The 15,410-nt window shown below is 39.0% G+C and carries 13 protein-coding genes; 4 read left to right on the top strand and 9 right to left on the bottom strand.

Translation table 11 applies throughout. The features are described 5' to 3' along the window. Positions 1-188 precede the first annotated feature (188 nt). Complete coding sequence (locus tag JFV29_RS21290; protein ID WP_201186216.1) at positions 189-1,301, top strand: aminopeptidase; 1,113 nt, start codon at positions 189-191, stop codon at positions 1,299-1,301. A gap of 118 nt (positions 1,302-1,419) precedes the next feature. On the opposite strand, the gene murC is transcribed toward JFV29_RS21290, so the two are convergent. The 3 genes from murC to JFV29_RS21305 all read right to left on the bottom strand — a co-directional run bounded on the left by murC (position 1,420) and on the right by JFV29_RS21305 (position 7,511). Continuing rightward, entirely contained in the window at positions 1,420-2,724 is a 1,305-nt protein-coding gene (gene murC / locus JFV29_RS21295; RefSeq protein WP_201187987.1) for a UDP-N-acetylmuramate--L-alanine ligase, read from the bottom strand. A 283-nt stretch (positions 2,725-3,007) separates the two neighbouring features. Continuing rightward, positions 3,008-5,914 (bottom strand): DNA translocase FtsK, encoded by a 2,907-nt coding sequence (locus JFV29_RS21300; RefSeq protein ID WP_242486927.1) that lies wholly within the window; start codon positions 5,912-5,914, stop codon positions 3,008-3,010. Positions 5,915-6,323: 409 nt separating this feature from the next. Next, positions 6,324-7,511: an amidohydrolase gene (locus tag JFV29_RS21305; RefSeq protein WP_201186217.1), complete on the bottom strand. Its 1,188-nt coding sequence runs from the start codon at positions 7,509-7,511 to the stop codon at positions 6,324-6,326. Between the two features lie 647 nt (positions 7,512-8,158). Here JFV29_RS21305 and JFV29_RS21310 point away from each other — a divergent pair. Beyond that, positions 8,159-8,800, top strand: coding sequence for a DUF4272 domain-containing protein (locus tag JFV29_RS21310; protein ID WP_201186218.1), 642 nt, complete (start codon positions 8,159-8,161; stop codon positions 8,798-8,800). 351 nt (positions 8,801-9,151) lie between these two features. On the opposite strand, the gene JFV29_RS21315 is transcribed toward JFV29_RS21310, so the two are convergent. The 3 genes from JFV29_RS21315 to JFV29_RS21325 form a co-directional block, all read right to left on the bottom strand. After that, positions 9,152-9,958: a DUF1444 domain-containing protein gene (locus JFV29_RS21315; RefSeq protein WP_082527712.1), complete on the bottom strand. Its 807-nt coding sequence runs from the start codon at positions 9,956-9,958 to the stop codon at positions 9,152-9,154. 50 nt (positions 9,959-10,008) lie between these two features. Then, on the bottom strand, positions 10,009-10,320 hold the full coding sequence (locus tag JFV29_RS21320; protein ID WP_201186219.1) for a thioredoxin family protein: 312 nt from the start codon (positions 10,318-10,320) through the stop codon (positions 10,009-10,011). Positions 10,321-10,812: 492 nt separating this feature from the next. Next, positions 10,813-11,382 (bottom strand): hypothetical protein, encoded by a 570-nt coding sequence (locus JFV29_RS21325; protein WP_201186221.1) that lies wholly within the window; start codon positions 11,380-11,382, stop codon positions 10,813-10,815. Between the two features lie 84 nt (positions 11,383-11,466). Between JFV29_RS21325 and JFV29_RS21330 the strand changes: the two genes are divergently transcribed. Further along, positions 11,467-11,916, top strand: a complete 450-nt coding sequence (locus tag JFV29_RS21330) for a YtoQ family protein (protein ID WP_056529456.1) — start codon at positions 11,467-11,469, stop codon at positions 11,914-11,916. A 198-nt stretch (positions 11,917-12,114) separates the two neighbouring features. Here the strand turns inward: JFV29_RS21330 and JFV29_RS21335 are convergent, their stop codons facing one another. From JFV29_RS21335 to JFV29_RS21345, 3 genes are all read right to left on the bottom strand, one after another. Beyond that, positions 12,115-12,978: an effector binding domain-containing protein gene (locus JFV29_RS21335; protein WP_201186222.1), complete on the bottom strand. Its 864-nt coding sequence runs from the start codon at positions 12,976-12,978 to the stop codon at positions 12,115-12,117. Between the two features lie 240 nt (positions 12,979-13,218). Then, entirely contained in the window at positions 13,219-13,731 is a 513-nt protein-coding gene (locus JFV29_RS21340; RefSeq protein WP_053347335.1) for a DUF84 family protein, read from the bottom strand. 82 nt (positions 13,732-13,813) lie between these two features. After that, positions 13,814-14,887, bottom strand: coding sequence for a M42 family metallopeptidase (locus tag JFV29_RS21345; RefSeq protein WP_053347336.1), 1,074 nt, complete (start codon positions 14,885-14,887; stop codon positions 13,814-13,816). 175 nt (positions 14,888-15,062) lie between these two features. Here JFV29_RS21345 and JFV29_RS21350 point away from each other — a divergent pair, with 175 nt between their 5' ends. Next, positions 15,063-15,380 (top strand): PepSY domain-containing protein, encoded by a 318-nt coding sequence (locus JFV29_RS21350; protein WP_201186223.1) that lies wholly within the window; start codon positions 15,063-15,065, stop codon positions 15,378-15,380. The last annotated feature ends 30 nt before the right edge of the window (positions 15,381-15,410 follow it).

A 15,410-nucleotide genomic window follows, 5' to 3' on the forward strand; every position in this document is an offset into this window, starting at 1 on the left:
TTAGTTATTAGTTACCCCTTCCCTGTTATTATAAACGTTTTTATTTTTTCAATATACCCTACCAAACCCTAATCTGGAAATATTATTGTCTAAAACCATTTCCTCCATAGGAGTCTATAGATGAACTTATGGCAATAAATCGGTTATGATAGAAAGATAAGTCGAATTTAAACATTGGAGGTATTTTTATGAAAGATCCTAGAATTGAAACATTAGCAAATAACTTAATCAATTATTCCGTGAAGCTTCAAAAAGGTGAAAAAGTCTTAATAGAAAACTTTGGATTGCAGCGTGAACTTGTTAACGCCCTTGTGAATGAAGCCTATGCAGCAGGTGGTTACCCGTTCGTCCTTTTAAAAGACCACCAGGTGGATCGTGCCTTGTTAATGGGTGCTCAAGAAGAACAATACAAGATGATGGGTGAGTTTGAAGCAAACGTAATGAGCCAGATGGATGCTTATATCGGGCTTCGTGCCGGGGATAATATCAATGAGCAGTCCGATGTCCCTGCAGAGAAAATGGCAATTCAGGGACAAACAGTCGGGAAAGTACATAGAAATATCCGCGTACCAAAAACAAAATGGGTCGTACTTCGCTACCCGACAAATTCCATGGCTCAATTAGCCAAAATGAGTACAGAAGCATTCGAAGATTTCTATTTCGAAGTCTGCAACCTCGACTACGGCAAAATGAGCGAAGCAATGGAAAACCTTGTTGAATTGATGGATAAAACAGATAAAGTCCGCTTAACAGGTCCCGGAACGGACTTATCCTTCTCCATCAAAGACATTAAAGCCATCAAATGTGCAGGTGAGCTAAACATTCCTGACGGTGAAGTATATACGGCTCCTGTGAAGGATTCAATCAATGGTGTGATTTCATATAATACTCCGTCCCCTTATCAGGGTTTTACTTTTGAAAACGTGAAGTTAACATTCAAGGATGGGAAAATTGTTGAAGCAATTGCGAATGATACTGAACGCATCAACAAAATTTTTGATACGGATGAAGGCGCACGATATGTCGGTGAATTTGCGATTGGTGTAAATCCTTATATTCTACACCCGATGCAAGATATCCTCTTTGATGAAAAAATTGATGGAAGTTTTCATTTTACCCCTGGACAATGCTATGATGATGCCTTTAACGGAAACCATTCAAACATTCACTGGGACCTAGTCAATATCCAGCGCCCTGAGTATGGCGGAGGAGAAATTTATTTTGATGATGTCTTGATTCGTAAGGACGGACGCTTTGTCTTACCTGAACTGGAAAAATTAAATCCAGAAAATTTAAAATAACATTTATAAGTTGTACCGGATTTTAAAAAACCAGCCTCAGTCTATTTTGCGGCTGGTTTTTTTCTATGGATCTAAACTAAAAAAAATGGCCGACCCGCTAACGGATTGGCCATTTTTTTTATTTAACCTGTAGTAACTGCTCATAGGCCGCCTGGAACTTTTGAATGTCCCCTGCACCCATAAATAGTACGACACTGTTTTCATGATTTTGCAATATAGATGTTGTGTTCTCCGTTATCAGCTCGGCACCCGGTATTTTCTCTTGAAGATCTTCAATCGACAACTTTCCTTGGTGTTCACGAGCAGATCCAAAAATTTCGCATAAGTATACTTTGTCGGCTAAATTCAAGCTGTCGGCAAACTCATCCAGGAATGCTTGCGTTCTTGAGAAAGTATGTGGCTGGAATACCGCAACAACTTCACGCTCTGGATATTTTTGACGCGCTGAGTCAACAGTTGCTGAGATTTCAGTCGGATGATGCGCATAATCATCAATGATGATCTGACTTCCGATTTCCTTCTCAGAGAACCGGCGTTTGACTCCGCCAAAAGTCCGCAATTGGGCTTTCACAGCTTCCGTATCCAAGTTTTCATATTTACAAAGAGCAATGACACCTAGTGCATTCAACACATTATGCTTTCCGTAAGTCGGAATAGTAAAAGTATCATAATAATTGTTTCTTACATGCACATCGAATGTAGTGCCTTCTGAAGTGACGAAAACATTTTTCGCTTGAAAATCATTTCCTTCCGCGAATCCGTAAAAAATAACTGGTACTTTCGCCTGAATATGTGGTAAATGCTCATCATCTCCGCACGCAATAATGCCTTTGTTGACTTGAAGAGCCATCGTTTGGAATGCCTCAAACACGTCTTCAACATTGGCATAATAATCAGGATGATCGAAATCAATATTTGTCATGATTGCATAATCCGGATAATAAGAAAGGAAATGTCGGCGATATTCACATGCTTCAAATACGAAGTAATTAGAATCCACAATCCCTTTACCCGTTCCATCCCCAATCAAAAAGGATGTTGGTTTTACGCCACCCATAACATGGGCCAGTAAGCCGGTTGTCGATGTTTTACCATGCGCTCCCGTAACTGCCACACTAATATAGTTTTTCATGAAATCACCAAGGAAACGGTGATAACGGATGATTGGCAAACCCAGTTCCATTGCCTTTACGATTTCCGGATGGGTGTCCGGGAACGCATTCCCTGCAATAATGGTCATTCCTGGTTGTATATTTTCCTCATTGAAAGGAAGGATTTTTATCCCGGCTTTTTCTAACGCTAATTGTGTAAAAAATTCTTTTTCATAGTCGGAACCCTGCACTTCAATATTCATATCATGCAGTATTTGAGCAAGAGCGCTCATACCCGATCCTTTAATTCCCACAAAATGGTAAGCAGTCATAAAGCGAACCTCCACCAATCGTCTACCTGTATGACAGTATATGACGTCATCTTTTATTTGTTTTTTCATTACGAGACTTGAAGAAATGCAATTTCTTCATAGGTTTTTTATACTTATATTTTCAATCACTCATCAACAAAAAACTATTATATCACTTTTTTATTCATTCATCCATGTCAAGCAGATACCAAATTATCAAATCATTGGCTATTCCGTCATGAAAGGTGATAACACCGCGTTTTCACCTTTAACATTATATACAATTTCCTTTTAATAGGTTCTCTTAATTCACATGCAAAAATTCAAGTTCTTCCTCTGTGATTAAAACATCACGGGGTCTGCTGCCTCTTGATTCCGAAACAACCCCCTGCTGCTCCATCATTTCTATTAGACGCGCTGCCCGGTTGTAACCGACACGGAAGCGTCTTTGGACACTTGATGCTGATGCAGCCTGCTGACTCACAACAAATTCACATGCCTCAAAGAAAAGCTCATCTGCATCTTCAGTAACCTGTGCCCGATTTAACAAATCTTCTTGCTCAAATAAATACTTCGGCTGCTGCTCTAGTTTCACGTGGTTGACGACTTGATCAATTTCTTCGTCACTTACAAAAGTTCCTTGCAAACGCACCGTTTTTGATGAGCCGTTTTCAGCAAATAACATATCCCCTTTTCCTAACAGCTTTTCTGCCCCTCCGCTATCGATAATCGTGCGTGAGTCGACTTGGGAAGAAACAGAGAACGCGATTCTTGTCGGAATATTTGCCTTGATTAATCCTGTTATGACATCGACTGATGGTCGCTGTGTGGCCACAATTAAATGAATACCACAGGCACGGGCCTTTTGAGCAATGCGACAGATCGCTTCCTCGACATCAGCTGGGGACATCATCATTAAATCCGCCAGCTCATCAATAATCACCAAAATATAAGGAAGCTTGCTTGAATATTGTCCGGATTTTTCTGCTTGGTCATTAAAGCGGCTAATATCACGGACGCCGGCATGAACAAACAATTCATAACGCCGTTCCATTTCCTCTACCGCCCATTTCAGGGCAGCTGTAGCGGCCTTCACATCAGTAATGACTGGACTGACCAAATGCGGAATCCGGTTATATGGAGCAAGCTCGACCATTTTCGGATCGATTAATAGTAATTTCAACTCCTGAGGCGTCGCTTTATACAGCAAGCTAACCAGCATCGTGTTGATACAGACACTTTTCCCTGATCCGGTTTGTCCGGCAATCAGGCCATGTGGCATTTTTCTTAAATCAGTGATAATCGGCTGACCTGATATATCGAGTCCAAGTGCCACAGCAAGCGGTGATTCATGCTCTTGAAATTCAGTACTTTCCAAAACCTCTCGCAAAAATACCGGCTTACTTTTCCTGTTTGGAATCTCGATACCAATTGTATGCTTACCCGGAATCGGCGCTTCCATCCGCATATCCTGAGCAGCTAGACTTAATTTGATATCATCCATCAGGTTTGTTACTTTATTCACCTTCACACCCGGTTCCGGATGCACCTCGAAACGAGTCACTGCTGGCCCTTGAGTGACATTGACAACTTTTGCCCGGACATTAAAGTTCTTCAGTGTCTCATCTAGTAATAATGTCTGCTCCTCAAGCCACTCATCATCATGCTCTGCGTAAGTAGGAGGTGTCAGCAAATCAATCTTCGGAAACACATAATAAGGGTTGTCGTCCACTTCTATAGACACCAGAGCTTCTGAGATATCCTTCATGCTTCTTCTTTCTACTTCTGTTGCAGCCTCTGTATTCGGTTCTTTTTGCTCAACATTTTCAGTGGTTTTCACTTCCGGCATGAAAGGCGATTCATAGACCCCACTTGATTCCATATTGGATTCACCGGCATTCTCAGGTTCGGCTACCGCTACGGATTCATACTGCGTTTCCCGGAAGCTTATAGGTTCTGGCATAACCGGCTTCTCTTCCAACACGACTCGGTCTGCCTCTGTTTTCAATTCATGAATGGATCCGGATTGTACTGCTTGTCCAGACCCTGCTTCATCAGGATTTATTGTAGGTTTCTTTTCAAAAGAAACTACTCCCCTCTCTGAATCAGGGCTTTTTTTTTCCGCTATAATCTTATTTAGGTATTGAGTTTTTTCCCGATCCTGCTTAAGCATCATCACATTAAAAGGAATATGTTTTTTGGGGCGTTTAGGCTGTTCTTCCGTAATAGTCGCCGCTGGTTCGCTTTCTAAATCAATCACTTGACTTTCGACAGGTTTCTCGACATATTCCGGTGTTGGTTGTATAACTTCTTCCTTTGGAGCTACATAAGCTTTGGTCGGTGTCGCTTCCACCTGTTCCATAATCGAAACAGCCACTTCCCGCCCAAAATCACCCTGATCCTGCTCTAAGGCTTTTATTTCTTCCACCTGTTCAGAAATAGGTTCAGAAGGCTCGTTTGCTACTTCCTCAAGGGGTGTTGCAGGTGCGTTTTTACGGAAATAAGCGGGAATCTCCATCTCTTCTTCCCTTTTTTCTTCCACTTGTTCTGGTACAAGAACAGAAGGTTCAATTGTTAATTCCTCATAGGCCACTTCTTTTGTGGTGTTAGAGCTATACGCTGGAACTTCTGGCTCTTCTTTTTTGAGAACAGGTAGCTTGCTTTCTAATTCATACTCGACAATTCGCTCATTAGTGACCATCTTTTTTTCTGGACGACGAAACCCATATATAGGTGAGGGGATTTCCGTCGGACGGAATGGAGTTTTCGATGGAACTATTTTGTTTGTTGATTCACGATCGACGTTTCTATGCTTTGGTTCAGGTCCCCTCACAGGACTTCTAGTTTTGGTCACTTTTTCCTGCTTAGACTTAGGCTCACGTTCACGCTTAGGCTCACGTTCACGCTCACGCTCTTCCCTCTTTCTTTCCCTAGGCTTTCTTCTATGCTGCTCTTGGTCAGGAATGAGAGGAAACTTAAATTGCCCTTTCGGATATTGAAACAGGATTTTTGTATCCGGATCATTCACCTGGGACATCTTCTCCACTGTTTGATTGTATTCTTTTATATCTTCTTTCCTTGTGTTTGTATGCTTGGAAAAATCCATATTTTTTAATGTTTCTTCATCTAGCGGTTCATCTATAATAATTTCTTCAATCTCAATAATTTCCTCTGCTTGGAACCATTTCTTCATCTTATTTAGCCATTTCAAACCTATCACTCTTTCTACTATCTGTAGTTATGTAACTTATTCTACCAGTTATTTATAAAATATCGAGAGAATTTAAGCTGAATAGGAATTTGTATGTGCTTTTTTTATTTATTTGTACTTACCCTTCGATTTTCGCATAACTCTTATCCTATTAAACCCCTTCTGAAAAGAGTATAAACCTATTCTATATAAAAAAATAACGTTAGCCCTTAGTCTACTATTTAAATAAAACACCGCTGTTAAATGATGTTTACAAAGAGATTAAGTTTTAATACAAACCATATCATTCTTGGTGAATTCTTCTAGTTTTATTAATGTAGCGGCAAGATTCTACAAAACACCGTTCGATTAAACCGAACGGTGTTTTGGGGGTTATATAACTATTTTAGAAAAGTAGGGCTACAGTTGACTAATCTAATTCATAAAAACTACATACAACTTGCGCCACTGATTTGGCCGCAATCAGAAGCGCATCTTCATCGATATCGAATTTAGGATGGTGATTGAAATACACCTTCTCTACCCCTTTTGGTTTACAGCCTATGTAAAAGAAACAACCAGGCGTTTTTTCCGCATAATATGAAAAATCTTCTGATCCTGAGAACATTGGGAATTCTAAGACGTGCTTAATATCTGGGTCATTCATGTTTTGAAGGCTATTTTTCACAAATTCAGTCATTTTAGGATCATTATATAAAGGTGGATAATCCGGCATATATAAAAGCTCACACTGAACATCAAATTCTGTTTCTATCCCTTTAACAATTCGGTGTATTTCATTGTTTATCAGCTGTTCGGTCTCCTCTGTCATATAGCGTACATCCCCTTCAATCTCTATCCGATCTTTTATGACATTAAAGCTTCCTTTTCCATCGAAAGAACCGATAGTGACAACGCCCATATCAAAGGGGTTCAAGCGCCGGCTGATTACGGTTTGAACAGCTGTTACAAAATGGGAACCTGCAACAATAGCATCATTAGCCAAATGTGGGGAAGAACCATGGCCGCCTACACCTTTTATCCCTAACTTGAAATATGTCCTGCCAGCCATCGAATAGCCGCTGCGATACCCCACCTCTCCAGCTGGATGTGATGGGAACAAATGCGTTCCAAAAACAGCGTCTAGATCATCTAGCACCCCTGATTCCACGATGCTTTTCGCACCTCCTGGCGGTACTTCTTCAGCATGTTGATGGATGATTTTAATGGTACCAGAAAGGGAAGACTTAAGCTGAATGAGGCAATCTGCCAAGACTAATAGATAAGCTGTATGTCCATCATGTCCACAAGCATGCATCACACCTTCATTTTTAGACCTAAATGGAACCTCGGTTTCTTCTAAAATAGGCAGCGCATCAAAGTCTGCACGAAGACCTATCGTTTTTCCTGGTTTCCCACCTTCGATTGTTACGATGATTCCTAATCCATTTCCAACATTCGTTTGAATGTCCACATCTTTTCCCTTATAAAAATCAATGATATATTGTGCTGTTTTTTCTTCCTTAAAGGAAAGCTCCGGGTTTTCGTGTAAATAACGACGAATTTGAATCATTTCATTTTTACGCATTTCTAACATGTTCATTAATTGATTTTTCATAGTTATTGTCCCCCTTTAAATATCGGCTTGATAATTATGTGAAAAGAATATTAATTAAGGAATGTTCCTTTCGTTCAAACATCGGAATGTTAACGAATTTTCTTAAAGAAGACTTATAATAGTTTAAGAACTCTGTGTATAAAACCATAAGAGCAATGATTTTTAATTTTTGGGTTAAACAATTTGTTTTATTCGGTTCATCTTAAATCCGAATAAGTACATCCTGACAGCATAAAAACAAACTACCTTACAGTTTCGCTTTAACTGTTCACACTTCCTTCTTTTGTAATAGAATGATTAAAGTCACTTTTTATCTTTTATCTATAATTACTATTACTCTAAACTGATGCTTCTTCCGTTCCTAGCTTGCTTGAAGATTGTCTGGGAAATAATACTGCGAATCTCTGATATGTTGATAGACAGATATACCAAGTAAAGATAAAAAAGAAAGAAAATTTTCGATATGATATAGTCCCTTATAATGATTGGTCGCTATAGTTCAAGAAGAATCAAATAACTTTATTTGCTTTGGGAATTGAGCGGGATTATGTATATAGGTAGAAGACAAGCAAGAACCTGTTTTATAAAACTAACGCAGCAACATTCCTGTAATGAACGAGTATGAGATTACTCTAGTGAGGTGTACAATGAAAAGTTCAACAATTAGAAAAGAACACTCTGAAAATATACTAAGAACATTAAATGTACCCATTAATGTGCATTTACCCTTAGCAGAAAATGAAGATGAGGTTTCTCTTAGAACAAAAGAAGAAATTATAAACAGAATAATACCATTATCTATTGTTTCAGCGAAAGCACTGAAGGCTCCAAAGGCAGAAATCAAAAAATTCATCAATAAATATAACGCTAATGAATTATTTACAGAAGAAGAACAAAAATTTATCTCAACATGGCAACCTAAACAGAATGATTTAATCGCTTATTCCTGGAAATTAGAATGTATATGGGTTTTACTTTGGTCTGTAAATTTAATATCTGAGATAGATACTCCTGCTGATATGTGTGATGTAGATTTGGTGTTTGAAACGGTTTTAAATCATTCGAGACAAGAATTGCTAAATATGGCCACTTTAAAACCCATTAACGTTGTCTTGGATAATCTAGATTTTATTTATCGCGCACATTGGGCTGTAAGAGAAGCCCAACTAAATCATTTGGAAATTCCCCCTGCTCTAAACGAAGGTGTAGTTTACGAAAGACATTATGCTCTTAATTGGTTGGTTAATTACATGAATCAAGAATGGGAAGAGATTAGTACAGATACATAAGACTAATTTTTATTCCACCCATCAAAAGAATCTTGGGAAACAGTTGCTGTTTATGTAACTCATGCATCTCTTTCTTTGATGTTTGGGCTGGAAAATTTGGAGAAAATGAAATAGCTGAAATAAAAAGACGTTGTTTAATGACCTTTGAAGACTATGATTACTTTCAAATCATGATACCTAAAGACAATTTTATGAAATATAAAAATGAACCAATTTATTTCATCTGGTATAGCGGTAAAAAAATAGCCATAAAACATTATTTCATAAAGCACATAAAAAAATAGGACCCCTGACGAGCTGGAATTTTTCCAAACTTGCAAGGGTCCTTGTATTTTGTGCATTCTGCTTTACTTATTGTTCACGTTTTTTGTTTTTACCCAAAATAAAGATAGGCTCCAGCTCGTCTTCTTCGTACAGGAAGGATAAAGCAGTAATCGGTACGTGGCCACTGGCAAAAAAGCTCATCGCCATTTGTGCGAGCACATCATACCCAGTATTATTCTTCACATCTGCAATGATAATGACATCCTGATGAGGAATCGCCACTGCCATTGTTCCCTGAATTTTGTCCTTCATTTCTCGAAGCCATGATTCATTAAGGATTCTGCTTGCGTCGTAGCCATCATTTGTGTTCAAAAAGTAAAATGTATTATCCGCGACGATATCCGACTTCATTTCTGTTGAGAGGGAACGGACATTGAAACGGGCAATCTCCCGGATTCGGTCCCCCTGCCAATTTTCCCGCTGAATCATTTTTTCATCAATCAAACGGTAGGTTTTGCCTAAGTCCAGTGCATAAAAGACACGTGTTTCGGCCGTATGCTCATCGAATAAAAAAGGGTTTCCTTCTTCCGATTCCATTGGAAAGGACGTCGAACGAATGACTGGGAAAATGAATTTCTCCTTGCCTTCCATGCTGTGTTCTTCCCCCATTACATTCAGACCCTCTTCCACATAATAGGCAACTTCATCGATGGCTTTTTCCTGAACGTTTTCATAATTAGCTAGCACCGGCGGCAATTCGACGGTGATACCTTTACCCGTTTTCACATTCTCCACCCGTAACGTATCTTTCTTGCTATCGAATTTAAACGTGCGATTATCGTCTTTTAAACGTTCTTTTAAGATGTTTTTCAGCTTCGTGCTATCCATTTTCAAGGTTGACCCTCCTCTTCATTGAAAAATCCCCAGCGAGAAGGGGATTTTGATTATAATGCTTGAATGAATTCTTCAATTTGTTCTTGTGTTTTACGATCTTTACTCACGAATCGGCCAAGCTCTTTGCCATTATCATAAGCGATAAAACTTGGTATTCCGAATACATCATTGGCTACACAAACATCGATGTATTTATCACGATCTACATAAATGAACGTAAATTCAGGAAATTCCGCTTCAATCTCCGGCATTATTGGTTCAATCACACGGCAATCTCCACACCATGTCGCTGAAAAAAGAAAAATATGTTTGCCTTCATTTTTTAATACATCATATTGTTCTAAAGTCTGTAAATTTTCCATTTTTATATTCCTCCAGCTCTAAATTATTATCTTAATTTTTTATATTTCCATCATACCAGACTCTGCATAAATCAACCATTAATACGGATTAGGGTTGAATTACTTATTAAAAATATTACTAACTCTTAATAATTCTCCAGCAAATAAAAAAACTGATTGCTGAATCACAGAAATTCGAAGAATGTAAATCGATACAAAACCAATCTATCTCCTTTACTAAAACAGCCTCTTAAGACCTTGTCGTATTACCGCAAACATCTCAAAGGTTAAGAAGCTGCGAAACGCATCTAATATCTGAACAATCATCAGAAGCTTCCGAAGAGGTTAGTTCTTCGAGCAAAAATCATATACTAGCCATTACCTAAGTCAACGAAGCTCCTTCCGAACTATGTTTCTTTGCCAATGTTATACAATCGGTCACTAGCCAGTTTCATCTTTATTATAACGAAGCCTAATAAGGGAAAGCCCGGAATGATACTTCCGAGCTGTTCCTTATTTCTGAGGCACTGATGAAACGATTTCCATCATTTGTTTTGCATCGTGTTTTATTTGATCTTTATCGGTTTCAGTTGTCAGCTTGACTCCACCAATCCCTAGCGCAAGCTCATACTTATCTTCCGCTAACTCTTTTATTGTGATAAACCCAAATTTATCATCATTTTGAAAGGAATGCAGCACCAAATATTTATCCCCCTGTTCTTTAATCGCCAGAAATAATACGGAGCTGTCTTCATTTTCATTTGGATTCACAAATAATATATAAGCCTGATTATCACTTTTTAAGATCAAATTATTATCATGTTCTTCTTCTACCTTAAAATCCCCTGGCAGATACACCTGAATGAGACCCGCCTCTATATTTGGCTGTTTCTTATCGTCACGAAATGCCAATTCTGCGACCTTAACTGCTTTATCAGTTTTCCTTTCAATGCCCGAGCAACCAACAACAATTAGACTGCTCAGTAACAGGAAAATAAGAATTTTATTAATCGATAGAGCCATCGTCATTCCTCCAGCCTTCTCTTTTCCTAAAGATTGATTACAGAATACACTCTTATGCATACTATTATCCTTATTTATGAAATTCATCCATTTTCTCAAAACATGATACAATGAAAGCAATTTATATACCAAGGGGGAACAATTATGAAATTAACTGTTTATCTTGCTGGGGAAATCCATTCAAATTGGAGAAGTGAATTAAGAGATAAGGCAATCGCCTTGAAACTTCCGTTAGAATTTGTCGGACCAATGGAAAACCATGAACGTTCCGACAATATTGGAGAAGAAATTTTAGGAGTACAGCCCACCCCGATTTTGAAGGATGCGGCCGCTTCCCAAATTAACAATTTACGGACAGGTCTCTTGATGAAACAAGCCGACCTTGTCGTCGCACTTTTTGGTGAAAAATATAAACAATGGAATACTGCCATGGATGCCAGCACTGCCATCTCTCTAGGCAAACCGCTTATTTTGATTCGTTCGGAATCCCATCACCATGCTTTAAAAGAAATATCGGAAAAGGCGAGTGTCACAGTCGAAACCGTGAACCAAGCTCTGAAGGTGCTTTCATATATATTTGAAGATGGATTGTGAAATCTTCCATTTGCCTGAGACTATAGTTTTCCGACAATATACACCAAATTATGTAATAGGTACATTAATGAATTTTAAAGTATTAATAAGACGTGGATAATCTAGCCCCAAAGTTCCTTCAAAATAAAAAGCTTGTAGGGAAATTAAATAAACTTTCTCTACAAGCGAAAACAAATATATTAGACCTTACTCTTCTATCTATTTAACAGGAATCCAAATCTCGGAGTAGAAATCAGGGTTTGAAGCATCATCGTCTGTGTATACTTCCATTTCAAAAGTTCCAGCATGTTCATAACCGCTTGTAGGAAACCATTCCGAAAAAATTCGTTTCCAAACTTCTTGAATAGCATCTGGCATTGGTCCGTGAACTTCAAATATAACCCATTTGGAGGCCGGAATTGTTAGGCTTGAATACCCTTCTGGCACTTGACCGTCATACTCTGTCGCTATCCAATAATCCATAGTCTCATTTTGTTCCAATATTCGTTTGTCAACACATACTCCCAGTAGCCCTTTTATTTGGCCATTGTTCAACTTTCCTAACTGATCGTCGGTTCCATCCGAATTCACTTTGTCCCAAAGCTTTGGAATTCCAATTAAATTTTCTCCATTAACTAATGAAAACTCTCGCTTGATTCCAATTACTTGAAAGGAATCTCTTTCAATAATATTGTATTTCATCGGTATTTCCCCTTTCAGAATTACCTGTATTACCAGGCGTTCATAGAATGTCAGCTTCCCAATATACTTTCGTGCTTCACTTGGAGATACTCCATGCTGCCTTCGAAAAGCCTTTGAAAAAGCCTCGGGAGTGTCATAGCCATACTTGTATGCTAAATCAATGATCTTGCAATTTGTGCGTGATATCTCCTGAGCAGCTAAAGTCAGCCTTCGACGCCGGACATATTCACCAACGGATATGTCCGTTAATATGGTGAACGTCCGTTGAAAATGAAAGGCTGAGGCATTCGCTTGTCTGGAAATACTTTCAATGGTTAGGTCATCTAGTAAATGCTCCTCCATATAGTTGATTGCCTTTTGGATTGATTCAACCCATCCCACACCACTCACTCCTTGTAATCTATTCTAGCAACCCTGTTAACTTAAATCCTGTCAATTTCTGCTTTGTTGTGACTGTCTTCTTTCTTCACCTATCTTTTCAGTCAATCCCTTCAAAGCAATCCTTTGCATTTGGCACATCGATGGTAGTATGGTTAAACCCTATAAAACCAGTGTCTCACTAACTTTTAGATGGCTTTCAAAAGGTCAAAATAGTTAAATCAAAAGCCATTGGACAAAATCTCACTTTTGCATTTTTTTCTTATACTCGTGCTGACCTGCTAGCATTCTCATAATATGAAGGAACATTTCAGCTCGGGTGATTTGCTCATTTGTAAACACTCCGATTGCTCCTTCTTTTTTGCTAATATTCGCTTTCTTAGTGAAGTCGTCCATGACCGGACCCAACTCTTCACCATTTAGTAACCGTTCAGCGACAATTTCCGGGAGTGGAATTCTAGCTCCACCGGCGATGTAGATCTCTCCATCCTTCGTAGCCATCGCCCCCCAGTTGCATACGAATAGGCCGTGATTCATCTTTACGACACCGCCTTCAAGACCGATTCCGATTTCGGCATCGCTTTGGCTCAAGCAATTTTGGGCGCGCGTTATCGCTCCATTCATTGTTTCCTCATCAGAAAATGGCTGTTCCGAGACCCCGCTTTCTACTTGAAGTGAAATGATTTCAGCTTCTTCGTAAACGTCGAACACTGCCTTTACTTTCGCCGGATTTTTACTGCCTACTGCTATTTTCAAAATAGTTACCTTCCTTCTATGTAAAAAAAAGCTGCTGGAAAAGGATACATGACTGCACCCCTTTCCATTTCAGCTTCCTCTATTAGCCGTTATTTTTTAATGTCTCAAATGTAGTTTTATCACATGCACGAACTAATTTCCCAATCAGTTCACGAGCTGCCGCATAATCATCAATATGAATCATGGACGCATGTGTATGAATATAGCGCGAACAAATGCCAATCACGCCACTTGGAATACCTTCATTTGCAATATGGACTTGTCCGGCATCCGTGCCGCCTTGGGAAACAAAATATTGATATGGGATATCATTAGATTCAGCAGTATCAAGGATAAATTCCCTCATGCCGCGATGTGTGACCATCGACCGGTCAAAAATACGGAGTAAGGCTCCTTTTCCAAGCTGGCCGAATTCACTTTTACTGCCTGACATATCGTTTGCTGGACTTGCATCTAGGGCGAAGAAAAGATCTGGTTTGATCATATACGCTGCTGTTTTTGCACCACGCAATCCTACCTCCTCCTGTACCGTTGCTCCGGAGTATAAGATATTTGGTAAAGTTTCATCTTTTAAATCTTTTAACAACTCAATCGCCAGTCCACATCCATAACGATTATCCCATGCTTTTGCAAGAATTTTTTTCTCGTTAGCCATCGGTGTGAAAGGACATATCGGTACAATCTGCTGACCTGGTTTGACACCAATTCTCTTCACATCTTCCTTATCATCTGCTCCGATATCAATCAGCATATTTTTAATGTCCATTGGTTTTGAGCGTTGCGATTCATCTAACAAATGAGGCGGGATCGAACCAATGACGCCAATAACCGGTCCGTTATCAGTGATGATTTCAACCCTTTGCGCCAAAAGTACCTGACTCCACCAGCCACCTAGAGTCTGAAAGCGGAGCATTCCGTTTTCTGTTACCGAAGTGACCATAAAGCCCACTTCATCCATATGTCCAGCAACAAGTACAGTTGGTCCTTCTTCATTCCCTCTTTTTACACCAAAGATTCCACCAAGGCGGTCTTGAATTATTTCATCTGAATATTTTTCAAGCTCACTCTTCATGAAACTCCGAACAGCATGTTCATTTCCTGAGGCACCTGGTAATTCTGTCAATGTTTTAAAAAGCGCTAAAGTCTCATGATTCATCTTTCTACTCCTTAACTATGTGTTATTTATTACTATTTTACATAACTTAGAATAATGTTACACTTGAAAGTTCTAATTTATCAGTTAATGGTTAAAATTTCAAATTATTAGTCAAATAAAGAGTTCTTCTGTATACTAGAAAGCGTGATGGAAAAAAGCAATGGAGGAGAAATTCATGAATTGGAAAACGTTTTTACTAGGCACTGTAGCTGGGTTCGCTGCCGGCTATGCGACAAAACAAATTTTGGATCAATCAAGTAATCCTTCTCCGGATAAAGTGTTAGCCCAAGTGAAGGAAACAGTCAAAAAGGACGGAAACATATATGGCTCATGGATTTTGATGAAGCCGGAAAACTACAAAAAAAATAATTTAGACTATGAAGTGTATAAAGGCGGCATTACTAGAAACACAGAGGGAAAACGCGAGCAATTCGAATTTGTAGCGGATGCCTCTACAGGAACAATTTTGGAGCTTAATACGCAAAACGATTGAAACAAAAAGGAGGTCGTCAAAATGACGTCC

Origin of the sequence: Peribacillus sp. TH16, from assembly GCF_016651095.1 — a bacterium.
Lineage (GTDB): Bacteria > Bacillota > Bacilli > Bacillales > DSM-1321 > Peribacillus > Peribacillus butanolivorans.

Bases quoted from the DNA above. Each gene is read 5' to 3' on its own strand.
- JFV29_RS21290 (WP_201186216.1), top strand. From the start codon at position 189: ATGAAAGATCCTAGAATTGAAACATTAGCAAATAACTTAATCAATTAT.
- JFV29_RS21320 (WP_201186219.1), bottom strand. From the start codon at position 10,320: ATGGAAAATTTACAGACTTTAGAACAATATGATGTATTAAAAAATGAA.
- JFV29_RS21330 (WP_056529456.1), top strand. From the start codon at position 11,467: ATGAAATTAACTGTTTATCTTGCTGGGGAAATCCATTCAAATTGGAGA.
- JFV29_RS21305 (WP_201186217.1), bottom strand. From the start codon at position 7,511: ATGAAAAATCAATTAATGAACATGTTAGAAATGCGTAAAAATGAAATG.
- murC (WP_201187987.1), bottom strand. From the start codon at position 2,724: ATGACTGCTTACCATTTTGTGGGAATTAAAGGATCGGGTATGAGCGCT.
- JFV29_RS21350 (WP_201186223.1), top strand. From the start codon at position 15,063: ATGAATTGGAAAACGTTTTTACTAGGCACTGTAGCTGGGTTCGCTGCC.
- JFV29_RS21325 (WP_201186221.1), bottom strand. From the start codon at position 11,382: ATGCATAAGAGTGTATTCTGTAATCAATCTTTAGGAAAAGAGAAGGCT.
- JFV29_RS21310 (WP_201186218.1), top strand. From the start codon at position 8,159: ATGAAAAGTTCAACAATTAGAAAAGAACACTCTGAAAATATACTAAGA.
- JFV29_RS21345 (WP_053347336.1), bottom strand. From the start codon at position 14,887: ATGAATCATGAGACTTTAGCGCTTTTTAAAACATTGACAGAATTACCA.